Consider the following 20,185-nt stretch of genomic DNA (forward strand, 5'->3'; position numbering starts at 1 on the left):
GTCACTCCATGACGCCGCGCAACGCGAGGCCGACTGCCACCGCGCATGCCGGCTCGTGCAGCAGTTCGGGAACGAGCGGCCGCGTGCCATCGGCCAAGGCCGAGCACTCGAACGGCAATACCGGGCAGCCCAGCACGTCGCCCACGTCGGCGAGTGAAAATCCCGCGCTCACAAGCAGGTGCAGATCGCCGGACAGCAGCGCGCATCGCACCGCCGCGCCCTTTGAAAGCTCGCGCAGAGCATCGACGAAGTCCGGGTATTCGAGCGCGGGATAGCGGATTTCGCAGGCCACGAGACCATCGACCACACGCCATCCATAGACGCCGTCGCCGCCCACCCAGAGGGCCGCGTAGGGTTCATACGGCTGCAACTCGACTTTCGCGGCGTGCCGCATGGCGCGCAATGCCGCGTGCGGTTCGCCGTCCAGCGCGTGAAGCGTGAAACCCGCCGCTGCGGCACATTCCAGGCGCGCCTCGAGATGGTGGCGCGATGCCGCGGCAAGGGTCACGTAATGCCCGCCCGGCCCGCCGTCTGCAACGTGATGCAGCGACTCGTCGACGAACCAGTCCACCGCCAGTGCGTCGCGCTCGAGGCCGGCCACGCGCTCGGCCTCGGCCAGCACGGCGGGCTCGAACGCCGTCCACGCCGGCCCCATGGGAAGAAGGCCCGCCTCCTGCTCGCCGTTTGCCGCGAGTTGCCCCATCGGCATGGACGCCGAGAACGTAGCCGAGGCCGGTATGGCCATCGCGCATCGCATGGCCTGGGCGGCGCACCAGGCCGGCATCTGGGCAAACGCCGCGCGCAACACGGTGCTCACCGCGGTGCGGTCAAGAATCTCGGCGCCCGCCACCGCGCCGGAGACCAACGGCCACGCGGCCAGCCATTCGATCCGCACCGGACCCGTGCTGCGCAGACGCCGGCTCAACACGGCGCACCTTACGCCCTGGGCATTGAGATCGATACCGGCGCCGAACCGGCGAACCGACAGTTGCCACGCATTCCTCAGCGACATTGCGCCTCCTCCTCGCCTGCACGTCGCCGCGAACCATTCGCGTGCGATCGTTGGAGGAGATTGTGCGAATCGCGAGCATGGCCCGACATTCGGCCAGATGGCCAACGCGGCGTGCAACGCCTATCCGGGCACGCACAGGGACGCTACAGTGGTGCCGTTGTCCCGCGAAGAGCCGAACGGACGTAAGCGAGCCGAAAGGCGCCCTACCCCGGCGGCTATAATCGCGGGACTGTTTTTCTGGTGTCCCCATGCAATCCCCATCCCCTACGCCCGACAACGCCGCCCCACCGCCCACACCGAAAGCCCCTAAGCGCCCTCTTTGGGCGAGGTTGCTGCTCGGCTTCGTAGGGCTCGTCGCGGCCGGCATTGTGGGCGTGGCGCTCGTGATCGGCTACGGGCTCGTCGTGGCGGCACCCAATCTGCCCTCGCTCGAAGCGCTCACAGACTACCGGCCGAAGGTGCCGCTACGCATCTACACCGCAGATCACGTGCTGATCGGCGAATTTGGTGAAGAACGGCGCGACATCGTGCGGATCCAGGACGTGCCGGACCACCTGAAGAAAGCGATTCTCGCCATCGAAGACGCGCGCTTCTACGAGCACGGCGGCGTGGACCTCACCGGCATTGCGCGGGCCGGCATCGTCGCCCTCACGAACGGTCATGCCACGCAGGGCGCGAGCACCATCACCATGCAGGTGGCGCGCAATTTCTTCCTCTCCAGCGAGAAGACCTACACGCGCAAGATCTACGAGATGATGCTTGCGTACAAGATCGAAACGAAGCTGACCAAGGACCAGATTCTGGAGGTCTACATGAACCAGATCTATCTGGGTCAGCGCGCTTACGGTTTTGCGAGTGCGGCGCACGTCTATTTCGGCAAGGACATGAAGGACCTCACGCTTGCCGAAGCGGCCATGCTGGCGGGCCTGCCGAAAGCGCCGTCCGCCTACAACCCGGTCGTGAATCCCAAGCGGGCGAAGGTGCGCCAGGAATACATCCTGCAGCGCATGCTCGAACTCAACTACATCACGCGGCAGCAGTACGACGACGCCGTGAAGCAACCGCTCGTGGTGAAGGGCGTGGCTCGCGAATTCAGCGTGCATGCCGAGTACGTCGCGGAAATGGTGCGGCAGATGATGTACGCGCAGTACCACGAAGAGGCCTATACGCGCGGCCTGAACGTCGTGACCACGATCGACTCCGCTGCACAGGACGCCGCGTATCGCGCCGTCCGTAAGGGATTGATGGACTACGAACGGCGCCACGGCTATCGCGGCCCCGAGGCGTTCGTCGATCTGCCTCAGGAGGCGAGCGAACGCGAACAGGAAATCGACGACGCGCTGCTCGAACATCCCGACAACGGCGAGATCATTGCCGCGGTGGTCACGTCGGCCAGCCCGAAGCAGGTGCAGGCAACGTTCATCGACGGCAACACGGCCACCATCGAAGGAGACGGCCTGCGCTTCGCGCAGTACGCACTCGGCCCGCGGGCACAACCCAATTCGCGCATCCGGCCGGGCGCCATCATCCGGCTCGTGCGTGACGACGGCGGCAAGTGGTCGATCACGCAGTTGCCGCAAGTGGAAGGCGCGCTCGTTTCCGTTGTGCCGCAGGACGGCGCGATTCGCGCGCTCGTGGGCGGGTTCGACTTCAACAAGAACAAGTTCAACCACGTGACGCAAGCCTGGCGCCAGCCCGGCTCCAGCTTCAAGCCGTTTATCTACTCGGCGTCGCTGGAAAAGGGATTGGGACCGGCCACCATCATCAACGACGCGCCGCTCTTCTTTCCCGCCACCACCCCGGGCGGCGAAGCGTGGGAGCCGAAGAACTACGGCGGCGGCTTCGACGGTCCCATGACGATGCGCACGGCGCTGCAGAAGTCGAAGAACCTCGTGTCCATCCGCATCCTCAACTACATCGGCACGAAGTACGCGCAGCAGTACATCACGCGCTTCGGCTTCGATGCCGAGCGCCACCCGGCGTATCTGCCGATGGCGCTGGGCGCGGGTCTCGTCACGCCGCTCCAGATGGCGAGCGGCATCTCGGTGTTCGCCAACGGCGGCTACCGCATCAATCCGTATCTGATCGCCGAGGTGACAGATCAACGCGGCGTGGTGGTCGCGCACGCACAACCGCTCATCGCCGAACAAAACGCGCCGCGCGCCATCGACGCGCGCAACGCATACGTGATGAACAGCCTCTTGCAGAGCGTGGCGCAGCACGGTACAGGCGCGCGATCGAACGTGTTGGGCCGCACGGACCTCGCCGGCAAGACAGGCACGACGAACGATTCGCGCGACGCCTGGTTCACGGGCTACCAGCACACGCTGGCGGCCGTGGCGTGGATCGGCTACGACAATCCGCGCAGCCTGGGTGACCGCGAAACGGGTGGCGGCCTCGCGCTACCGGTCTGGATCGATTACATGAGCCGCATGCTGAAGGGCGTTCCGCCCTACAAGATGCCGATGCCGGACGGCGTCGTGACGCTCGGCGACGAACTGTATTTCGACGGATTCACGCCGGGACACGGCTTCATTTCCACGGTAGGCGTGAGCCAGGAAGCGCTCGACGCGCAAGCCAGCGCGGCGGCCGGCGCCGAGCCGCAACCCGCGCCCGAACACATCGACGAGAAAGAGAAACAGGACATCATGAACCTGTTCCGGGGGCACTGAACGCACGAGGGCTCGCGCGTTCAGCGTAAAACCGCGACGTAAAACTACGGCGTAAAAGTCACCGGCTCGCCGGCCTGCTGCGTCGCGTACCCGGAGAGTGCGTCGAAAAACTCCGTGTCGTTGCGCGTGTCGCGCCACGCGTCGTCGACGTAGCGGAAATGGAAACCGCCGGCCTTTGCGGCAATCCAGATCTCTTGCATGGGCGGCTGAAGATTGACGATGATCTTCGACCGGTTAGCGAATTCGAGCGTCAAAACATTGCCGCTGCGCTCGAGTTCGATGTCGGCGTCGATGTCGTCGATCGCCCGCTCCACCGCGTCCAGCACGGCTTCGGCACGGGTCAGGTAGTCACTGTCGGTCATGCTAAACTCCGTTGATTAAATTCTCTGGGACAGTCATGCGAGTCGTTTTCAGGATGAGCGCGATTGTAGCGGCTCTGGCCATTCTCGCAGGCGGCGCGCTCGCCGGTTGCGGCCAACGCGGCGCGCTCTATCTGCCCACGGTACCGCCCCTGCCGGCGAAGCCCAACGAACGAACCGAACCGCCTGGCGAAGACGTCAAGCCGGGCGCCGAAACCGCGTCTTCGGGCGCGTCGGGGGTATCGGCAGGCGAAGTGCCGGACACCTCGGGCACCGCACTGACGCTCTCGCCGGACACCCAACTCAACACCGCACCCGCAGCGCCCTCGCGTGCCGCATCGGATGCGGCGCAAACCCAATAAGACTTCACATGGTTCAACCCGCGTTCACACGCGTCGACGGCGTGCTGCATGTCGAAGGCGTTTCCGCCGTTTCGCTGGCCGAGCAGTTCGGCACGCCGCTTTACGTCTACTCGCGCGCCGCGCTTACTGCGGCGTGGCACGCCTACGCGGACGCATGCGCGGGCCGCCGCGCGTCGATCCACTACGCCGTGAAGGCGAACAGCAACCTCGCCGTGCTCAACCTCTTTGCGCGCATGGGCGCGGGGTTCGACATCGTCTCCGGCGGTGAACTCGCGCGCGTGCTCGCTGCGGGCGGCAAGGCGGAAAACAGCGTGTTCTCGGGCGTGGGCAAGAGTGCGGCTGAAATGCGGGAAGCGCTCATGGCCGGCGTGAAATGCTTCAACGTGGAGTCGATACCGGAACTCGACCGGCTCAATGCCGTCGCCGGTGAACTCGGCAAGAAGGCGCCGGTGTCGCTGCGCGTGAATCCGGACGTCGATGCGAAGACGCACCCGTATATCTCCACGGGTCTCAAGTCGAACAAGTTCGGCGTGGCGTTCGACGACGCCCGCGCCACCTATCGCGCGGCGGCGGCGATGCCGAATCTCGTGGTCGTTGGCATCGACTGCCATATCGGGTCGCAGATCACCGAAGTCGAACCGTACCTGGATGCCGTGGACAAGCTGCTGGAACTCGTTGAGCAGATCGAAGCCGACGGCATCGCGATTCGCCACATCGACGTGGGCGGCGGCCTCGGCATCCGCTACGACGACGAAACGCCGCCCGACATCGGCGCGTTCGTGCGCATGGTGCTCGACCGCATCGAAGCGCGTGGCCACGGCCATCGCGAGGTGTACTTCGAGCCGGGCCGCTCGCTCGTGGGCAACGCGGGCGTGCTGCTCACGCGCGTCGAATTCCTGAAGCCGGGCGCCGAAAAGAATTTCGCGATCGTGGACGCAGCGATGAACGATCTGGCCCGCCCGGCGATGTACGAGGCCTTTCACGCGATCGAGCCTGTTGTCGAGCGGCAGGCGCCGACTCAGGTCTACGACGTGGTCGGCCCAGTATGCGAAAGCGGCGACTGGCTCGGCCGCGAGCGGTCGCTTGCGATCGAGCCGGGCGATCTGCTCGCCATCCGCTCGGCCGGCGCCTATGGTTTCGTGATGAGCTCGAACTACAACACGCGTGGCCGCGCCGCCGAAGTCATGGTGGACGGCGAACAAGCTCACGTCGTGCGCGAACGCGAAAGCGTGACGCAGCTGTTCGCGGGTGAAAGCGTCCTGCCGGCGTAACGCGCGGCCTGAAGCGGGCCCAGGATCAGCGCCAAACGTCAGGGCCCGACACTCGGCCCGGCTCGCGGCGGGCCGGGCTAACTCGAAAGCGGCACCCGCCGCCGACACGCCTCTCCGCCTGCTAACTCATCTCGCGCCGCCCGCCGTTCGAAAACGCTCGCGCAGCCACACGGCGAGCCGCCATCCGAGCAGCACGACCACAATCGCGCCGTAGATCTTCGGCAACACCAGGTCGTGCTTGCCCGCCTTCAACCACCAGAAGTGAAGGATGGCGAGCGCGCCGATCGCGTAGATGGCACGATGCAGCGTCTGCCAGTGGCGGCCCAGCCGCCGCACCATCGCGCGTGGCGACGTTGCCGCAAGCGGAATCAGCAGCACGAACGCCGCAAACCCCACCGTGATGAACGGCCGCTTGGCAATGTCCTTGAACATATCGGCGACGTTGAACCATTTGTCGAGCCAGATGTAGGTCGTGAAATGCAGCGTCGCGTAAAAGAACGCAAAGAGACCGAGCATGCGGCGAAAACGCACGAGTGCGTTGAGTCCCGTGAGCCGGCGCAGCGGCGTGACTGCCAGCGTGATGCACAGGAATACAAGCGTCCATAGTCCGGTGGACCACGTGATGAACTCAATCGGGTTTGCGCCCAGGCCCCCCGTGAATCCCAACAGCACGAGGCGCCCCAGCGGGTAAAGCGCCGCGAGGAACGCGGCGACCTTCGCCGGCGCAACCCAGCGCGTGCCGGCAGCAGCACGCGGCCGGGCTCGGGAAACGCTCGCGGACGCAGCAGCCGCTTGCCCCTTCCCAGCCGTGCCCATCGTTTCAGAAACGCGTTGCATTGCTTGCTCCACCGCCCCAGCCGTTCGCGCGGGCGACTCAGAAGTTCTTTTTCAGATCCATGCCCTGATACATCGACGCGACCAGATCGCCGTAGCCGTTGAACATCAGGGTCTTGCGCTTCGGCGTGAAGAAGCCGTCTTCGCCGATGCGCCGCTCCGTTGCCTGGCTCCAGCGCGGATGGTCGACGTTCGGATTCACGTTCGAGTAGAAGCCGTATTCGTTCGCGGCATACGTGTTCCAGCTCGTCTTCGGCTGCTTTTCGACGAAGCGGATCTTCACGAGCGACTTCGCGCTTTTGAACCCGTACTTCCACGGCACGATGATGCGGATCGGCGCGCCGTTCTGGTTCGGCAGCACCTGGCCATACAGCCCGACGGTGACAAGCGTGAGCGGATTCATCGCCTCGTCCATGCGCAGGCCCTCGGAATAGGGCCAGTCCAGAATCGGCTGCGCGAGGCCGGGCATCTGCGACGGGTCGGCGAGCGTAATGAACTGGACGTACTTTGCGTTCCCGGTGGGCTGAGCCCGACGAATCAACTCCGCGAGCGGAAAGCCGATCCACGGCATCACCATCGACCAGCCTTCCACGCAACGGTGCCGGTACACGCGCTCCTCGAGCGGCGCGAGCTTGAGCAACTCGTCGATGTCGTAGACCTTCGCGTTTTTCACCTCGCCCTCGACGCTCACGCGCCACGGACGCGGTCGCAACGTGCCCGCGTTGGCTGCGGGATCGCTCTTGTCGGTGCCGAATTCGTAGAAATTGTTGTACGTGGTGATGTCCTTGAAGGACGTGACCTTATCCAGGGCGACGAATTTAGGGTTCGTTTTCGCCGCCAGTTTCTGCGCTTTCGGGTCCGGCGATGCATATTCGGCCAACGCTGGCGCGCTGAGCCCGAACGGGCCCGCCAACGAGCCGATGGCCGCGGCGCCCGCCGCCTGCAGCACGCGCCGGCGGTTCCGGTACACCGATTCGGGCGTGATCTCGCTTCCCGCAATGTCGTCGCCGTTCAGCAGAATCCTGCTGGCTCGCTTGATCCACATGACTTCACTCCTCGCGGCACAGCGGGTGTATCCCGTGCGAACCGCATCCACGTTCGTCCGACCCGCCCCGCGCAGGCCACACTCTGGCAAACACGCGCCGGGCAAAAAACTTCCACTGGAAACAAAAAACCGCCGGGGAAAACCATCCGGCGGTTGTTTGTCGTTCGAGCGCGGCGGATCTTACAGCTTGCCGTAGCTATGCAGTCCCGACAGGAACATGTTGACGCCCAGGAACGCGAAGGTGGTGACGAGCAGGCCGGTCAGCGCCCACCAGGCCGCCACCGAGCCGCGCAGGCCCTTCATGAGCCGCATGTGGAGCCACGCCGCGTAATTGAGCCAGACGATCAGCGCCCAGGTTTCCTTCGGATCCCAGCTCCAGTAGCCGCCCCACGCCTCGGCGGCCCACAGCGCACCGAGAATCGTGGCGATGGTGAAGAACGCAAAACCCACGGCAATCGACTTGTACATGACGTCGTCGAGCACCTCGAGCTCCGGCAGGCGGTCCGCCAGCACGCCGCGCTCCTTCATCAGGTAGGCCACACCCACCATGGCCGACAGCGCGAAACTGCCGTAGCCGATGAAGTTCGCCGGCACGTGGATCTTCATCCACCAGCTTTGCAGCGCGGGCACGAGCGGCTGGATCTGCTGGGCGTCGCGCGCAATGGAGTACCACATCAGGAAGCCGACCGCCGCGCTGATCACGAGCAGCACGAACGCGCCCAGCGCCCGCGTGTTGTAGTGCTTCTCGTAGAAGAGGTAGAAGAGGGCCGTGATCAGGCTGAACAGCACGAACACTTCGTAGAGGTTCGAGATGGGAATATGGCCCACGTCCGCGCCGATCAGGTACGACTCGTACCAGCGCACCATCAGCCCGACGAAGCCCATCAGCACCGCTGCCCAGGTCAGCTTCGAACCGATCGCACCGCCCACGGGCGAGCGCGAGAGCGTGCCGATCCAGTAGAACAAGGTGGCAAGCACGAACAGCGCGCTCATCCAGAGGATGGCGGACTGGCTGGAGAGGAAGTACTTGAGGAAGAAGGCGGTGTCGGCCCGCGCCAGATCGCCGTGGTAGAACTGGATGCCGGCCAGCGAGAGCACCGCGATGCCCGCCATGAGCAGACGCGCCGGCTTCCATCGCCAGCCCAGCACGACGAGCGCAGGCACGGTGCAGACCAGCACGAGCTTGTCGTAGTAGTTCATGTGCGCGTGGTAACGCGAGAGCGCGAAACCCGCGCCGGCCACGAGCGCAAGCGCAAACAGCCAGTCGAAGGCGCCGAGGCGTCGCAAGAAGGAACGCTCGTCGCCAAGCGCGCTGATCTCCGAAGCGGCGGGTGGCGTGGCGGGCACGCGCGGCGCGCCGGGGCGGGATGAGGAAACCTGAGTCAAATCCATGTTCTTACCGGGTCGAATCTGCAGCGTTCTCTGACGGCACAGCAGGGGCTGTGCCAGGAGCGTCGGGAGTCAGCGGTTTGACGCCCAGCGCCTGGCCGACGGCATCGCGGGTGCGGGCAAACTCTTTTTCGAAATCGAAGGTCCTGCGCGCCGTCGACATGGCCATGACGACGTTCACGCCTGAGCCGCTATCTTTGAGCCAGAACCACAGCCGGCGTTCGCGCACGTAGAACATCGAGAAGATGCCGAGCACGAGAAGGAGGCTGCCAAGATACACGACTTTCTTGCCAGGCGCCCGCGTGAGCTGGAACACCGATGCCTGCACCTGCTTGAACGAATCGAGCTGCAGGTAAACGGGCGCTCCATACAGAAAACTGTCGGACACCGCGTTGATCGAATCTTGCACAAAGCGCGTTGTCTGGGTATCGGGCTTTACATCAGGCTCGCCGGCCTGCTCGCGGGCAAGCTGCCATAAGTCCCACGTCGAGCCTTCCAGCATGCGTAACAGGAGACCTGCGGCCTTTTCCTGCTCGCCCTTCGGCACCGACTTGTCGATGAACGCCGCAATGGCCTGGAAGCCGCCGATGGATTGCCCCGGCACCGGCTTGCCGGAGACGTCGTCGGCGCCAGCAAAGAGGGTCAGGACGCGCACCGCGCTTTCCTCGAGATGCTGCTGCAATTCGCGATTGGCTTCGGGCACGGACCGCATCGCAAACCGGTGCGCCGCCTGGACGCGCAGCGCCGGATCTTCGAAGGCGGCGCGCAGGCGCATCCATTCGTTCACGGTGCCGCCGCTGTCAGCCGGGATGCGCAGGTAGCGGAACGGATCGTCCGGGTTCGTGCGCATGCCGGCGAGGAACATCCGCGCGCCACCCACGTCGACGGGCACCATGTAGTTGTTGTACTCGCGCGCCTGGCCGTCCTTGTCGCGCACCTTGTACTGCACCGAGGGGCCGACGTTGTGCAGATCGAGCGGCTTCGACGTTTTCGCGCCCGAACCGAGCCGCTCGTCGAACACCTCCTTGAGCGAGCGATGCGCCACGCCGCGCACGTCCGTCGAGCCGCTGCCGTTCGAGATGTTCTCGACGTTGATGGCCCGGAAATCCGTGAACTCGACGGTCTGACCGTCGGCACCCGGCGTGGACGCGGGCAGCGGCGCGGAATTGCCGATCGTGCCGCCAAACGGGAAGGTCTTCGTGCCGCCGCCCGTCATTGGCCAGGCGGTCATCTGCATCTGCGAGCCGCCGTCCTGGAAGCTCGATTGATAGATCGACACGCCGTCGTATTCGAACGGCTTGTTCACCTCGACGCGCGCCGGAACGCGTTGGCCGGTTTTGTGATCGATCACGACGATGTCGCTCGCGAAGAGCTTCGGCATGCCGGTCGAGTAGTAATCGACGATGAACTTGTTGAGCTGGATCGAAAACGGCAGGTCCTGGATCAGCGAGCCGTTCGGCTGATTGAGGATCGCCGTGGAAACGAACTGGCCTTCCGGCACCCACGCATAGCCGCGGAACGTCGGATTCGAGACGGAGAGACGGTGCTCGGGTGCGATCTGGCTGATGACGGTATTACTGCGGATCGGCGTCTTGTCGAAGAGCCACATCTGCAGCTTGATGGGCAGGTTGCTGTCGAGCAGCCCGCCGATACAGATCACGACAATGGCCAGATGAGCAAAGATGTAGCCGATGCGCGTGAGCGCGCCGCGCTTGGCCGCGATGAGCGTGGCGCCGTCGCTTTCGCGCGTCACGAACTTGTAGCCGAGCCGGCCGGTAAGATTCGTGAGCACCTGGGCCGTCTGCACACGCGAGCCCTGCACCGCATACTCGCCCTTGTGGTGAAACGCGCGCAGGCTGCCTTCGCGGACTTTGTCCTTCCAGCTCTTCATGTCGGCGATCATCTTCGGCGCGTTGCGGATCACGCACAGCGAAATCGACACGACCAGAAAGCCGAGAATCAGCATGAACCACCACGCGCTGTACACGCTATAGAGGCCCAGCGAGCGAAAGATGTCGGCCCAGAACGGACCGAACTGATTGACGTAATTCGGATAAGGATCGTCCTGTGTCAGGACGGTGCCGATGATGCTCGCGATCGAAAGAACCACAAGCAGCGCGATGGCGAAACGCATCGAGCTGAGCAATTCGATCGCATTGCGCCATGCCCGCTTACGCGTATTCAACTGCAAACCCGACGTGGTGACGCTCATTCAAACTCCAACTCAACAGCAAAAAAGGGTGAAGGGCTGTCGTGCCATGACGACGCCCCCACCCTTTTCTTGTTTTCTTGCCGTCCCTGGCTGGGCCGGCTGGTTCTTACCCGACGCGAATCGCGCGGGCTGTCAATGCAGCCCGGCGATGTAATCGGCGACGGCCTTGATCTCGCTATCGGACAGTCGCTGCGACACCGCATGCATCGGTTCGTTGTTATTGCGCGTGCCCTGCTGGAAAGCGGTGAGCTGCGCAACGATGTACTCGGACCACTGACCCGAGAGCCGCGGGTACTGGGTCGGAATACCCTGCCCCGTCGGCCCGTGACAGGCCGCACACGCCGGCACGCCCCGTTCCGCGTCGCCGCCGCGATAAATCTTCTGGCCTAGCGCGACGGTGCTCGCATTATGCGCGTAGCCGGGCTTTGGCGCTTGCGCTGCGAAGTAGGCCGCCACGTTCTGCATGTCCTGATCGGACAGCGCGCCCGCGAAACCGGCCATGATCGGATTGCTGCGCGCTGCCGGCTTGCCTTCCGCCGGCTTGAAGTCGTGAAGCTGCTTGACGAGATACTCGGGATGCTGGCCGGCGAGCTTTGGATACGCGCCGCCGGCGCTGTTGCCGTCCGCTCCGTGGCAGGTGGCGCAGACCTGTGTCGCGATTGTCTGCCCCCGGTTGAGATCGGGCTTTGTCTGATCCGCTGCCACTGCTTTTTGCACCGCTACTGCCGAAAGACCTGCCGCTACCGCAAATTCAAGCACCATCAAGGACTTGCACAGTCGATTCATTCGCACACCCTGTTTCGTCTTGTGGGATTAGGCTCTGCAAAATACGACGGCGACCGATCTACCGCGAAGGCCCGCACGCTCGTCCCCAAATTGTCTCCGTATCGAGGACTTCAGTAAGGTCTTCAGTAAACCGTCGTATTGTACAATAACGCGCTATACGCAATGGCGCCAGTCGGACCTCTCCCGGTGCCATCTCCGCCGCGTGGCGCCCTCCATCCCGGTGCCCGGCATTCGCCACGGCGTCTCACATTCTGGTTTTCCCCTCATGGCCTTCCTGCTCCATCAAGCCCGCTTCTTTACGACGGTCAATCATCTGCGCGACCTGCCGGCCACGACGCAGCCCGAGATCGCGTTCGCGGGACGCTCGAATGCCGGGAAGTCGACGGCCATCAACGTGCTGTGCAACCAGAAGCGGCTCGCCTTCGCCTCGAAGACGCCAGGGCGCACGCAGCACATCAACTACTTCTCGGTGGGGCCCGCCGCGGAGCCGGTGGCGCACATCGTGGACCTGCCCGGCTATGGGTACGCCGAGGTGCCGGACGCGTCGAAGGCGCACTGGGAGGAACTGCTGTCGCGCTATCTGCAGACTCGCGCCCAGCTACGCGGCCTGATTCTCATGATGGACGCCCGCCGTCCGCTCACCGAACTCGACCGCCGGATGATCGAATGGTTCGAGCCCACCGGGAAGCCGATTCACGCTCTGCTAACGAAGTGCGACAAATTGACACGTCAAGAGAGCATCAATGCACTGCGCATGACGAAGAAGGGTTTCGACGAATACCGGGCGGCCGGCCACGCGGGTGAGCTCAGCGCGCAGCTTTTCTCTTCGCTCAAGCGCACCGGGCTGGACGAAGCGCACGAACTGATCGAAAGCTGGATTGCACCTGCGGAGCACGCCGGCGAGGCTGAGGCGGCGTCAGAATAATCGGCGGGCCAGCGTGGCATGGGAGCGGCGGCGCGTGAAGAAATCGACGCGGCGGCCAGCGTTGCCGCGGTCAATGGCGTGCGAGGCACAGAATTTTGAAGCGGCCTTCACGACCAGCACATGTGAGACATGTCGTCGCGGCGGCTGCGCAGGAAGTGCCTGCTTGTTGTGCAAAGCGAGGGGCGCTTCATCCCGGGCGCCCATAAAAAAACCCGCCGGTTCGCGGCGGGTTAACAGCCTAATCGAAAAACGACAGGCACCCGCTCAGGGAGGAGAAGCGGGGAGTCCGGCGCAGGGCGCCTCGCTCGATCGGTATGATATACCATTGGCCTGAAAAGTTTCTGCCACGCGGGAGCCGCTGCGTCCCGCCCTTCTGTCGTCCTCTCCCACGATATCCGACATGAGCTTCTATCCCCATCTCCGTGCGCGCCGTATGCGACGCGACGACTTTTCGCGCCGCCTCATGCGCGAAACCATTCTCACCACCAACGACCTGATTTACCCCGTCTTCGTCGTAGAAGGCCAAAACGTGCGGCAAGCCGTACCGTCGATGCCGGGCGTCGAACGCGTTTCCGTCGACCTGCTGATGGGCGTGGCCGAGCAATGCGTCGAGCTCGGCGTGCCGGTTATTTCGCTCTTTCCCGCCATCGAGCCGTCCATCAAGACGCCCGACGGCCGCGAAGCCGCCAATGAAGCCGGCCTGATTCCGCGCGCCGTACGCGAACTGAAAAAGCACTTCCCGGAACTGGGCGTGCTGACGGACGTGGCGCTCGATCCGTACACCAGCCACGGGCAGGACGGCGTACTGGACGAAGCCGGGTATGTCATGAACGACGAGACAGTCGAAATCCTCGTTCAGCAGGCGCAGGCGCAGGCCGAAGCGGGCGTCGATATCGTCGCGCCCTCAGACATGATGGACGGGCGCATCGGCGCGATCCGCGAGATGCTCGAGAGCGAAGGCCATATCCACACGCGCATCATGGCGTATTCGGCAAAATACGCGTCGGCGTTCTACGGCCCGTTCCGCGATGCAGTGGGTTCCGCGTCGAACCTGGGCAAGAGCAACAAGATGACCTACCAGATGGACCCGGCGAATAGCGACGAAGCGCTGCGCGAAGTGCGCCTCGACATCGAGGAAGGCGCCGACATGGTGATGGTGAAGCCGGGCATGCCGTATCTGGACATCGTGCGCCGCGTGAAGGATGAGTTCCGCTACCCGACCTACGTGTATCAAGTGAGCGGCGAATACGCGATGCTCAAGGCGGCCGCGCAGAACGGCTGGCTCGATCACGACAAGGTGATGATGGAATCGCTGCTGGCGTTCAAGCGCGCTGGCGCGGACGGCGTGCTCACCTATTTCGCGCTCGACGCGGCGAGGATCCTGCGTACCCAGCGATAACGCAGGCAGCGTAGCGGTGCGGCTGCACTACCTCAGACGCAAACGCAAAAGAGGCACATCGGTTCTTATGCGATGTGCCTCTTTTTTTGTGCTGCCCCGCGCCGGCGTTCCGTCTCGGTAACGAGCGTCGATGCAAGGGCCACGTGCGTTGCTACGACTGCGGTGGCGCCGCGTGATCCAGACTGCGCAGAAAGCGGTCCGCGGATTCGTAGCCGACTACGCGCAGGACCTCTCTGCCAGTCTGGTCGAAGAAAATGATGCCCGGTGGCCCGAACAGGTCGAAGCGCTTGAGCAGAACCTGGTCGTCGGTGTTGTTCGCAGTCACATCGGCGCGCAGGAGGTTGAGCTGTTTGAGGCGGAGCTGCACGCGCGGGTCGCTGAAGGTGAACTTCTCCATCTCCTTACAGCTGACGCACCAGTCCGCATAGAAGTCCAGCATGGCCGGCTTCAGCGCGGTCTTCACCGCATCATCGAGTTGCGTCGACGAGCGCACCGGCGCAAACGCGAGTTGGTTCGGCGACAGGCCATTGCCCGCGCCACCTTCGCTGCCCCTGGCGGCCAAAACAGCGAGCGGGCGAAGTGGGTCTGACGACCCCGCAGCCAGTCCCACAAGCAACGTCGCGCCCCAGATAGCCAGTGCTGCCCCAATACCACGGCCAAGGCGCCGCCACGGCGTCGGACCACCGGAGTTCGGCGTGAAAAGGCCAAGCGCCGCAGCGGCAATCAGCAGCCAGACGGCCGCAAGCAGCATCCTCACCCCGCCACCCAACACTGGCCAGACGATCCACAAGGCGGCTGCGAGCAGGATCACGCCGAAGAATACCTTCACGCCATCCATCCAGGCGCCCGCACGCGGCAAGAGCACGCCAGCGCCCAGACCCAGAATCAGCAACGGCACACCGAGACCCAATCCCATCGCAAACAGCGCCGCGCCGCCGAGCAAGGCGTTGCCGGTATGCGCGATAAACGCCAACACCGCAAAGAGCGGCGCCGTCATGCACGCGCCGACCACGAGCGCCGACAGCGCCCCAAGCGACGCAACGGCCGCGTACTTGCCCGTGGGACGGCCTTGCGTCGCGCGCGACACCCCGTCCTGCCAGCGACGCGGCAAGGCAATATCCATACCGCCGATTAGCGCGAATGCGAACACTGCCAACAGAACCGCGAAGGCACCCAGCACCCAAGGGTTCTGCAACCATCCGCCCAGGCTTTGCCCAACGAAACCGGCCACGATGCCGAGCACTGTATAGACCAGTGCCATGCCCAACACGTACGCAAGCGACAGCGCAAACCCACGCGCCCGCGTCACGCTGGTCCCCTCGCCGATGATGATGGCAGACAGGATGGGGAGCATCGGGTACGAGCAGGGCAGCAGGCTGAGCACGACGCCGGCGACGAAGTACAGCGCGACGATGGCGAGGAAACCGCCCTTCGTCAGCAGCTGCTGTGCATAGTCGGCGCTCGTGATGCGGTCATACCAGGGGCCGCTCGAATCGGTACCCACGGCGGCGGCAACGGCAGTATCGGGTGTGGCGCCTGCGGAGGTCGCGGCCTGCAGCGCGGCGCCGCTCACGTGATACGTCCGAACCATGGGCGGATAACAGATTCCCGCGTCCGCGCAACCCTGTGACGTGACAGCAAGGTCGAATCCCGCGGACGCCTGTTTCACCGGGACGCGGATCGTCAACTCGTTGCGGTACGTCTCCACGTTTTTCTGGAACGTCGTATCAAACTTGACGTGGCCAGGTGGCAACTGCGGATCGCCGAGCGTCGCACTGCCCTTTTGTACCGCGAACGAGAACCGCTCGCGGTACATGTAGTAGCCGTCGGCGATACGGTAGTGAACCTCGACTTCGCCCGGCTGCTCGGTGGCGCTGAAGCGGAACGCGGCATCGGGATCAAGGAAGTCGTCGCCAGCTTGCGCGAGGCCGGCCCCGAGCAGCATCGCGAAGAGACTGCAGAGCAGTAGAACAATTGCGCGCATCATGCGAGCCGCGGGCCGATGGGAACGATTAAACATGAAGCGGGCGTTGTGTTTCGGCAATGATCCATTGGCCATAGGCCTGAGTAGCGGTGGCCTGCCACGAGAGCACTTCCGGTGTTTCGTAGGGGTGATGGCTCTGAATGAACTGTTCGAGCTCCAGTGACCGGGCGACACTCGTCTTGAAGAGCAACTGGATCTCGTCGGCGGATTCGACCTTGCCCTGCCAGTGGTAGTTCGAATGCACGGCACCCAGTTGCGTCACGCAAGCGGCAAGGCGTGCATCGAGTGCGCCGGACGCGAGCTTCTGGGCAGTCTGCGCGTCGGGCACAGCGGTCAGAATCAGGGTCACGTTGACGCTCACGGCCACTCCAAAAACATCGAGAACTCGGGTGCAGCTATCGTACCACCTGACGCGCGAGCACTTCGGCGGCCGCCCGCACGGATAACCAATCGGCCAGAAATCGGCGCGCAGACGCAAAAAAGCCAGGCAGAAGCCTGGCTTTTTTATGCATCAAGAGAACGAGGAATGCTTATTCGGCTTCCTGGACCTCTTCTGCCTCCACCACTTCCGGGCGGTCGAGCAGTTCGACCAGCGCCATGGGAGCGTTATCGCCCACGCGGAAGCCGAATTTCAGGATGCGGAGGTAGCCGCCCGGACGGTTCGCGAAGCGCGGACCCAGCACATCGAACAGCTTGGTGACCGAGTCGCGGTCGCGCAGGCGGTTGAACGCGAGGCGGCGGTTCGCCAGCGACGGCTTCTTGCCGAGCGTGATGAGGGGCTCGACAACCTTGCGAAGTTCCTTCGCCTTCGGCAGCGTGGTCTTGATGACTTCGTGCTCGATCAGCGAGTTCGACATGTTACGGAGCATTGCCAGACGGTGGCTGCTCGTGCGGTTCAGTTTCCGCAGACCATGACGGTGACGCATTTCAGTTTCCTTGAATCAAAGTTTTGATCCAGCTCTTCTATCGCCCAGGACAAGCCTTAGGCACGGGCCGGTAGTGAAAAAAGCAAGACGCGGATTTTAAAGGAAAATCCGCGCCCTTACCAGCGGCGGGACGAGCCCGCCATGCTTGCGGCAATTACTTGTCGAGACCAGCCGGCGGCCAGTTTTCGAGCTTCATGCCCAAGGTGAGGCCGCGCGAGGCGAGCACTTCCTTGATTTCGTTCAGCGACTTGCGGCCCAGGTTCGGCGTCTTGAGCAACTCGTTTTCCGTGCGCTGGATCAGGTCGCCGATGTAGTAGATGTTCTCGGCCTTCAGGCAGTTCGCGGAACGAACCGTGAGTTCGAGATCGTCCACCGGACGCAGCAGGATCGGGTCGATCTGCGGAGCACGCGACGGCGCTTCGGCAGCGGCCTCGGTCCCTTCCAGTGCAGCGAACACCGACAGCTGATCGACCAGAATGCGAGCTGACTGACGGATCGCTTCTTCAGGCGAGATCACACCGTTGGTTTCGATGTTCATCACGAGCTTGTCGAGGTCGGTACGCTGTTCAACACGCGCGCTTTCCACCGAATAGCTCACACGACGCACCGGCGAGAACGACGCGTCCAGCACGATGCGGCCGATGATCTTCGCCGTTTCGTCGCCGTAGCGGCGCACGTTGCCCGGGACATAGCCGCGGCCCTTTTCGATCTTGATCTGCACGTCGAGCTTGCCGCCCTTCGAGAGGTGCGCGATCACGTGATCGGGGTTGATCACTTCGCAGTCGTGCGCGAGTTCGATATCGCCCGCCGTCACCACGCCTTCGCCTTCCTTGCGCAGGGTCACCGTCACTTCGTCACGGTTATGCAGCTTGAACACCACGCCCTTCAGGTTCAACAACAGGTTGACCACGTCCTCCTGCACACCGTCGAGCGTCGAGTATTCGTGCACGACGCCTGCGATCGTCACTTCGGTCGGCGCGTAGCCCACCATCGACGACAGCAGTACGCGCCGAAGCGCGTTGCCCAAGGTGTGGCCATAACCGCGTTCAAACGGCTCCATGACCACTTTCGCGTGGTTGTCGCCGAGCGATTCCACTGCGATGATCTTGGGTTTCAACAAACTGGTTTGCATAGGTTTTCCTTTTCAATACCCTCGGCTCGTTACACCGATAAGGCTGACCGGTAACAACCTGAAAATAAACAGCCGAGGCCACCCCTTGCGCAACGCAATACGGGTACCCCGGCCGTCAATCCGATTACCGCGAATACAATTCGACGATCAGGCTTTCGTTGATGTCGCCAGCGATATCGCTGCGCTCCGGCATGCCCTTGAAGACGCCTTCGAACTTCTTGGCGTCGACCGACACCCAGCTCGGCATCCCGCCTTGCTCGGCGAGCGACAGAGCCTCGACGATACGAGCCTGCTTCTTTGCCTGTTCACGCACTGCCACCACGTCGCCCGACTTGACCTGCAGCGACGGGATGTTGGCGACCTGACCGTTCACGAGGATCGCCTTGTGGCTCACCAGCTGACGCGCTTCGGCGCGCGTCGAGCCGAAACCCATGCGATACACGACGTTGTCGAGGCGCGACTCAAGCAGCTTGAGCAGGTTTTCGCCGGTGTTGCCCTTGCGGCGGTCAGCTTCAGCGAAGTAACGGCGGAACTGACGTTCGAGAACGCCGTAGATGCGCTTCACTTTTTGCTTTTCGCGCAACTGCGTGCCGTAGTCCGACGTACGGGCGCCGGAGGTGCGACCATGCTGACCCGGCTTGCTATCGAGCTTGCACTTGTCGGCGAGCGAGCGGCGTGCGCTCTTCAGAAACAGATCGGTGCCTTCACGGCGGGACAGCTTGGCCTTCGGGCCGATATAACGTGCCACGTTGTATTCCTTTGAGATTGATCACGCGAACGTACTGCCTTCGCGCTAGTCCGGCCCCCTTTGGGCCGAACAGTGGGCTTAGTCGATTCAATAACGCAAGCAACCCGTCGACGCACAAGGCGGCAACAGGCGCTGGCAAAAAGCGACGTCTTAGATGCGGCGGCGCTTCGGCGGACGGCAACCGTTGTGCGGCACCGGAGTCACGTCGGAGATCGCGGTGATCTTGATGCCAAGACCATGCAGCGCGCGCACCGCCGACTCACGGCCAGGGCCCGGGCCCTTGATCCGCACTTCGAGGTTCTTCACGCCGTATTCCATCGCGACACGGCCAGCCGATTCGGCTGCGACCTGAGCTGCAAACGGCGTCGACTTGCGCGAACCCTTGAAGCCCTGACCGCCCGACGTTGCCCAGGCAAGCGCGTTGCCTTGACGGTCGGTGATCGTGATGATGGTGTTGTTGAACGACGCGTGAACGTGAACCACGCCCTCGGCGACGTTCTTCTTAACCTTCTTGCGAACGCGTTGCGCCGCGGTGTTGTTCGAAGCCTTAGCCATTACGTTTCCCTGTAACTGTCAGTTCCGCTTACTTCTTCAGCGCCTGAGCTGCACGACGCGGGCCCTTGCGGGTGCGGGCGTTCGTGCGCGTGCGCTGGCCGCGCAGGGGCAGGCCCTTGCGATGGCGTACGCCGCGATAGCAGCCGAGGTCCATCAGGCGCTTGATGTTCATCGTCACTTCACGGCGAAGATCGCCTTCGACGACAAACTTGCCGACTTCCTCACGCAGCTTTTCGAGGTCTGCGTCGGTCAGATCTTTGACCTTCTTGTTGAACGGGACACCAGCTGCGGCGCAGATATTGCGCGAACGCGTGCGGCCGACGCCATAGATCGCGGTCAGACCGATTTCGGTGTGCTGGTGGTTCGGGATGTTAACCCCTGCGATACGAGCCATTGTTTTTCCTCAAACAAAAAGCGCAGGCAAAAGTGCGCCTGTCTCAATCAGCCTTGACGCTGCTTGTGGCGCGGATCCGAGCTGCAAATCACGCGCACGACGCCGTTGCGCTTGATGATCTTGCAATTGCGGCACATCCGCTTAACCGATGCCATCACTTTCATGATATTACCCTTTTTT

Annotated in this window: 20 protein-coding genes; 5 read left to right on the plus strand and 15 right to left on the minus strand. The window is 63.4% G+C overall.

The features are described from left to right. Window position 1 precedes the first annotated feature (1 nt). Window positions 2-1,012 carry a type IV pilus biogenesis protein PilM gene (gene pilM / locus PXJ20_RS00820; RefSeq protein WP_421029964.1) on the minus strand — a complete coding sequence of 337 codons (1,011 nt, stop codon included), beginning with the start codon at window positions 1,010-1,012 and terminating at the stop codon, window positions 2-4. 248 nt (window positions 1,013-1,260) lie between these two features. Between pilM and PXJ20_RS00825 the strand changes: the two genes are divergently transcribed. After that, window positions 1,261-3,684 (plus strand): penicillin-binding protein 1A, encoded by a 2,424-nt coding sequence (locus PXJ20_RS00825; protein WP_026121924.1) that lies wholly within the window; start codon window positions 1,261-1,263, stop codon window positions 3,682-3,684. A gap of 44 nt (window positions 3,685-3,728) precedes the next feature. Here the strand turns inward: PXJ20_RS00825 and cyaY are convergent, their stop codons facing one another. Then, on the minus strand, window positions 3,729-4,046 hold the full coding sequence (gene cyaY / locus PXJ20_RS00830) for an iron donor protein CyaY (protein WP_017777188.1): 318 nt from the start codon (window positions 4,044-4,046) through the stop codon (window positions 3,729-3,731). Window positions 4,047-4,081: 35 nt separating this feature from the next. Between cyaY and lptM the strand changes: the two genes are divergently transcribed. Then, a complete protein-coding gene (gene lptM, locus PXJ20_RS00835; protein WP_126879331.1) occupies window positions 4,082-4,405 on the plus strand; it encodes an LPS translocon maturation chaperone LptM in 324 nt (107 codons plus the stop codon). Window positions 4,406-4,413: 8 nt separating this feature from the next. Then, the gene (lysA, locus tag PXJ20_RS00840; protein WP_413212640.1) at window positions 4,414-5,676 is read left to right on the plus strand and encodes a diaminopimelate decarboxylase; all 1,263 of its coding nucleotides are present in this window, start codon (window positions 4,414-4,416) and stop codon (window positions 5,674-5,676) included. 126 nt (window positions 5,677-5,802) lie between these two features. Here lysA and msrQ read toward each other — a convergent pair whose 3' ends face one another. From msrQ to PXJ20_RS00865, 5 genes are all read right to left on the minus strand, one after another. Beyond that, complete coding sequence (msrQ, locus tag PXJ20_RS00845; protein ID WP_421029965.1) at window positions 5,803-6,513, minus strand: protein-methionine-sulfoxide reductase heme-binding subunit MsrQ; 711 nt, start codon at window positions 6,511-6,513, stop codon at window positions 5,803-5,805. Window positions 6,514-6,550: 37 nt separating this feature from the next. Continuing rightward, a complete protein-coding gene (gene msrP / locus PXJ20_RS00850) occupies window positions 6,551-7,555 on the minus strand; it encodes a protein-methionine-sulfoxide reductase catalytic subunit MsrP (RefSeq protein WP_017777184.1) in 1,005 nt (334 codons plus the stop codon). 180 nt (window positions 7,556-7,735) lie between these two features. Next, window positions 7,736-8,947: a c-type cytochrome biogenesis protein CcsB gene (gene ccsB, locus PXJ20_RS00855; protein ID WP_026121922.1), complete on the minus strand. Its 1,212-nt coding sequence runs from the start codon at window positions 8,945-8,947 to the stop codon at window positions 7,736-7,738. A gap of 4 nt (window positions 8,948-8,951) precedes the next feature. After that, window positions 8,952-11,156, minus strand: coding sequence for a cytochrome c biogenesis protein ResB (locus tag PXJ20_RS00860; RefSeq protein ID WP_421029966.1), 2,205 nt, complete (start codon window positions 11,154-11,156; stop codon window positions 8,952-8,954). A gap of 132 nt (window positions 11,157-11,288) precedes the next feature. Further along, complete coding sequence (locus PXJ20_RS00865; protein ID WP_421029967.1) at window positions 11,289-11,942, minus strand: c-type cytochrome; 654 nt, start codon at window positions 11,940-11,942, stop codon at window positions 11,289-11,291. Between the two features lie 265 nt (window positions 11,943-12,207). On the opposite strand from PXJ20_RS00865, the gene yihA reads away from it, so the two are divergent. Together yihA and hemB are read left to right on the plus strand one after the other, a co-directional pair. Further along, window positions 12,208-12,867: a ribosome biogenesis GTP-binding protein YihA/YsxC gene (gene yihA / locus PXJ20_RS00870; protein ID WP_413212643.1), complete on the plus strand. Its 660-nt coding sequence runs from the start codon at window positions 12,208-12,210 to the stop codon at window positions 12,865-12,867. 400 nt (window positions 12,868-13,267) lie between these two features. Continuing rightward, window positions 13,268-14,266: a porphobilinogen synthase gene (gene hemB, locus PXJ20_RS00875; RefSeq protein ID WP_042302592.1), complete on the plus strand. Its 999-nt coding sequence runs from the start codon at window positions 13,268-13,270 to the stop codon at window positions 14,264-14,266. A 151-nt stretch (window positions 14,267-14,417) separates the two neighbouring features. Here the strand turns inward: hemB and dsbD are convergent, their stop codons facing one another. The 8 genes from dsbD to rpmJ form a co-directional block, all read right to left on the minus strand. After that, a complete protein-coding gene (gene dsbD, locus PXJ20_RS00880) occupies window positions 14,418-16,286 on the minus strand; it encodes a protein-disulfide reductase DsbD (RefSeq protein WP_421030953.1) in 1,869 nt (622 codons plus the stop codon). Next, window positions 16,279-16,611 carry a divalent-cation tolerance protein CutA gene (gene cutA, locus PXJ20_RS00885; RefSeq protein ID WP_026121919.1) on the minus strand — a complete coding sequence of 111 codons (333 nt, stop codon included), beginning with the start codon at window positions 16,609-16,611 and terminating at the stop codon, window positions 16,279-16,281. The genes dsbD and cutA overlap by 8 nt, the downstream gene beginning before the upstream one ends. A 169-nt stretch (window positions 16,612-16,780) precedes the next feature. Continuing rightward, entirely contained in the window at window positions 16,781-17,176 is a 396-nt protein-coding gene (gene rplQ, locus PXJ20_RS00890) for a 50S ribosomal protein L17 (protein ID WP_017777176.1), read from the minus strand. Between the two features lie 154 nt (window positions 17,177-17,330). Then, window positions 17,331-18,308: a DNA-directed RNA polymerase subunit alpha gene (locus PXJ20_RS00895; protein ID WP_017777175.1), complete on the minus strand. Its 978-nt coding sequence runs from the start codon at window positions 18,306-18,308 to the stop codon at window positions 17,331-17,333. A gap of 124 nt (window positions 18,309-18,432) precedes the next feature. Further along, window positions 18,433-19,056: a 30S ribosomal protein S4 gene (gene rpsD, locus PXJ20_RS00900; protein ID WP_017777174.1), complete on the minus strand. Its 624-nt coding sequence runs from the start codon at window positions 19,054-19,056 to the stop codon at window positions 18,433-18,435. Window positions 19,057-19,206: 150 nt separating this feature from the next. After that, window positions 19,207-19,611, minus strand: coding sequence for a 30S ribosomal protein S11 (gene rpsK, locus PXJ20_RS00905; protein WP_017777173.1), 405 nt, complete (start codon window positions 19,609-19,611; stop codon window positions 19,207-19,209). Window positions 19,612-19,639: 28 nt separating this feature from the next. Then, window positions 19,640-20,005, minus strand: coding sequence for a 30S ribosomal protein S13 (gene rpsM / locus PXJ20_RS00910; protein ID WP_017777172.1), 366 nt, complete (start codon window positions 20,003-20,005; stop codon window positions 19,640-19,642). Between the two features lie 47 nt (window positions 20,006-20,052). Beyond that, window positions 20,053-20,169, minus strand: coding sequence for a 50S ribosomal protein L36 (gene rpmJ / locus PXJ20_RS00915; RefSeq protein ID WP_026121918.1), 117 nt, complete (start codon window positions 20,167-20,169; stop codon window positions 20,053-20,055). Between the last annotated feature and the right edge of the window lie 16 nt (window positions 20,170-20,185).

Origin of the sequence: Paraburkholderia sp. A1RI_3L (assembly GCF_048957895.1) — a bacterium.
Taxonomy (GTDB): Bacteria; Pseudomonadota; Gammaproteobacteria; order Burkholderiales; family Burkholderiaceae; genus Paraburkholderia; species Paraburkholderia kururiensis.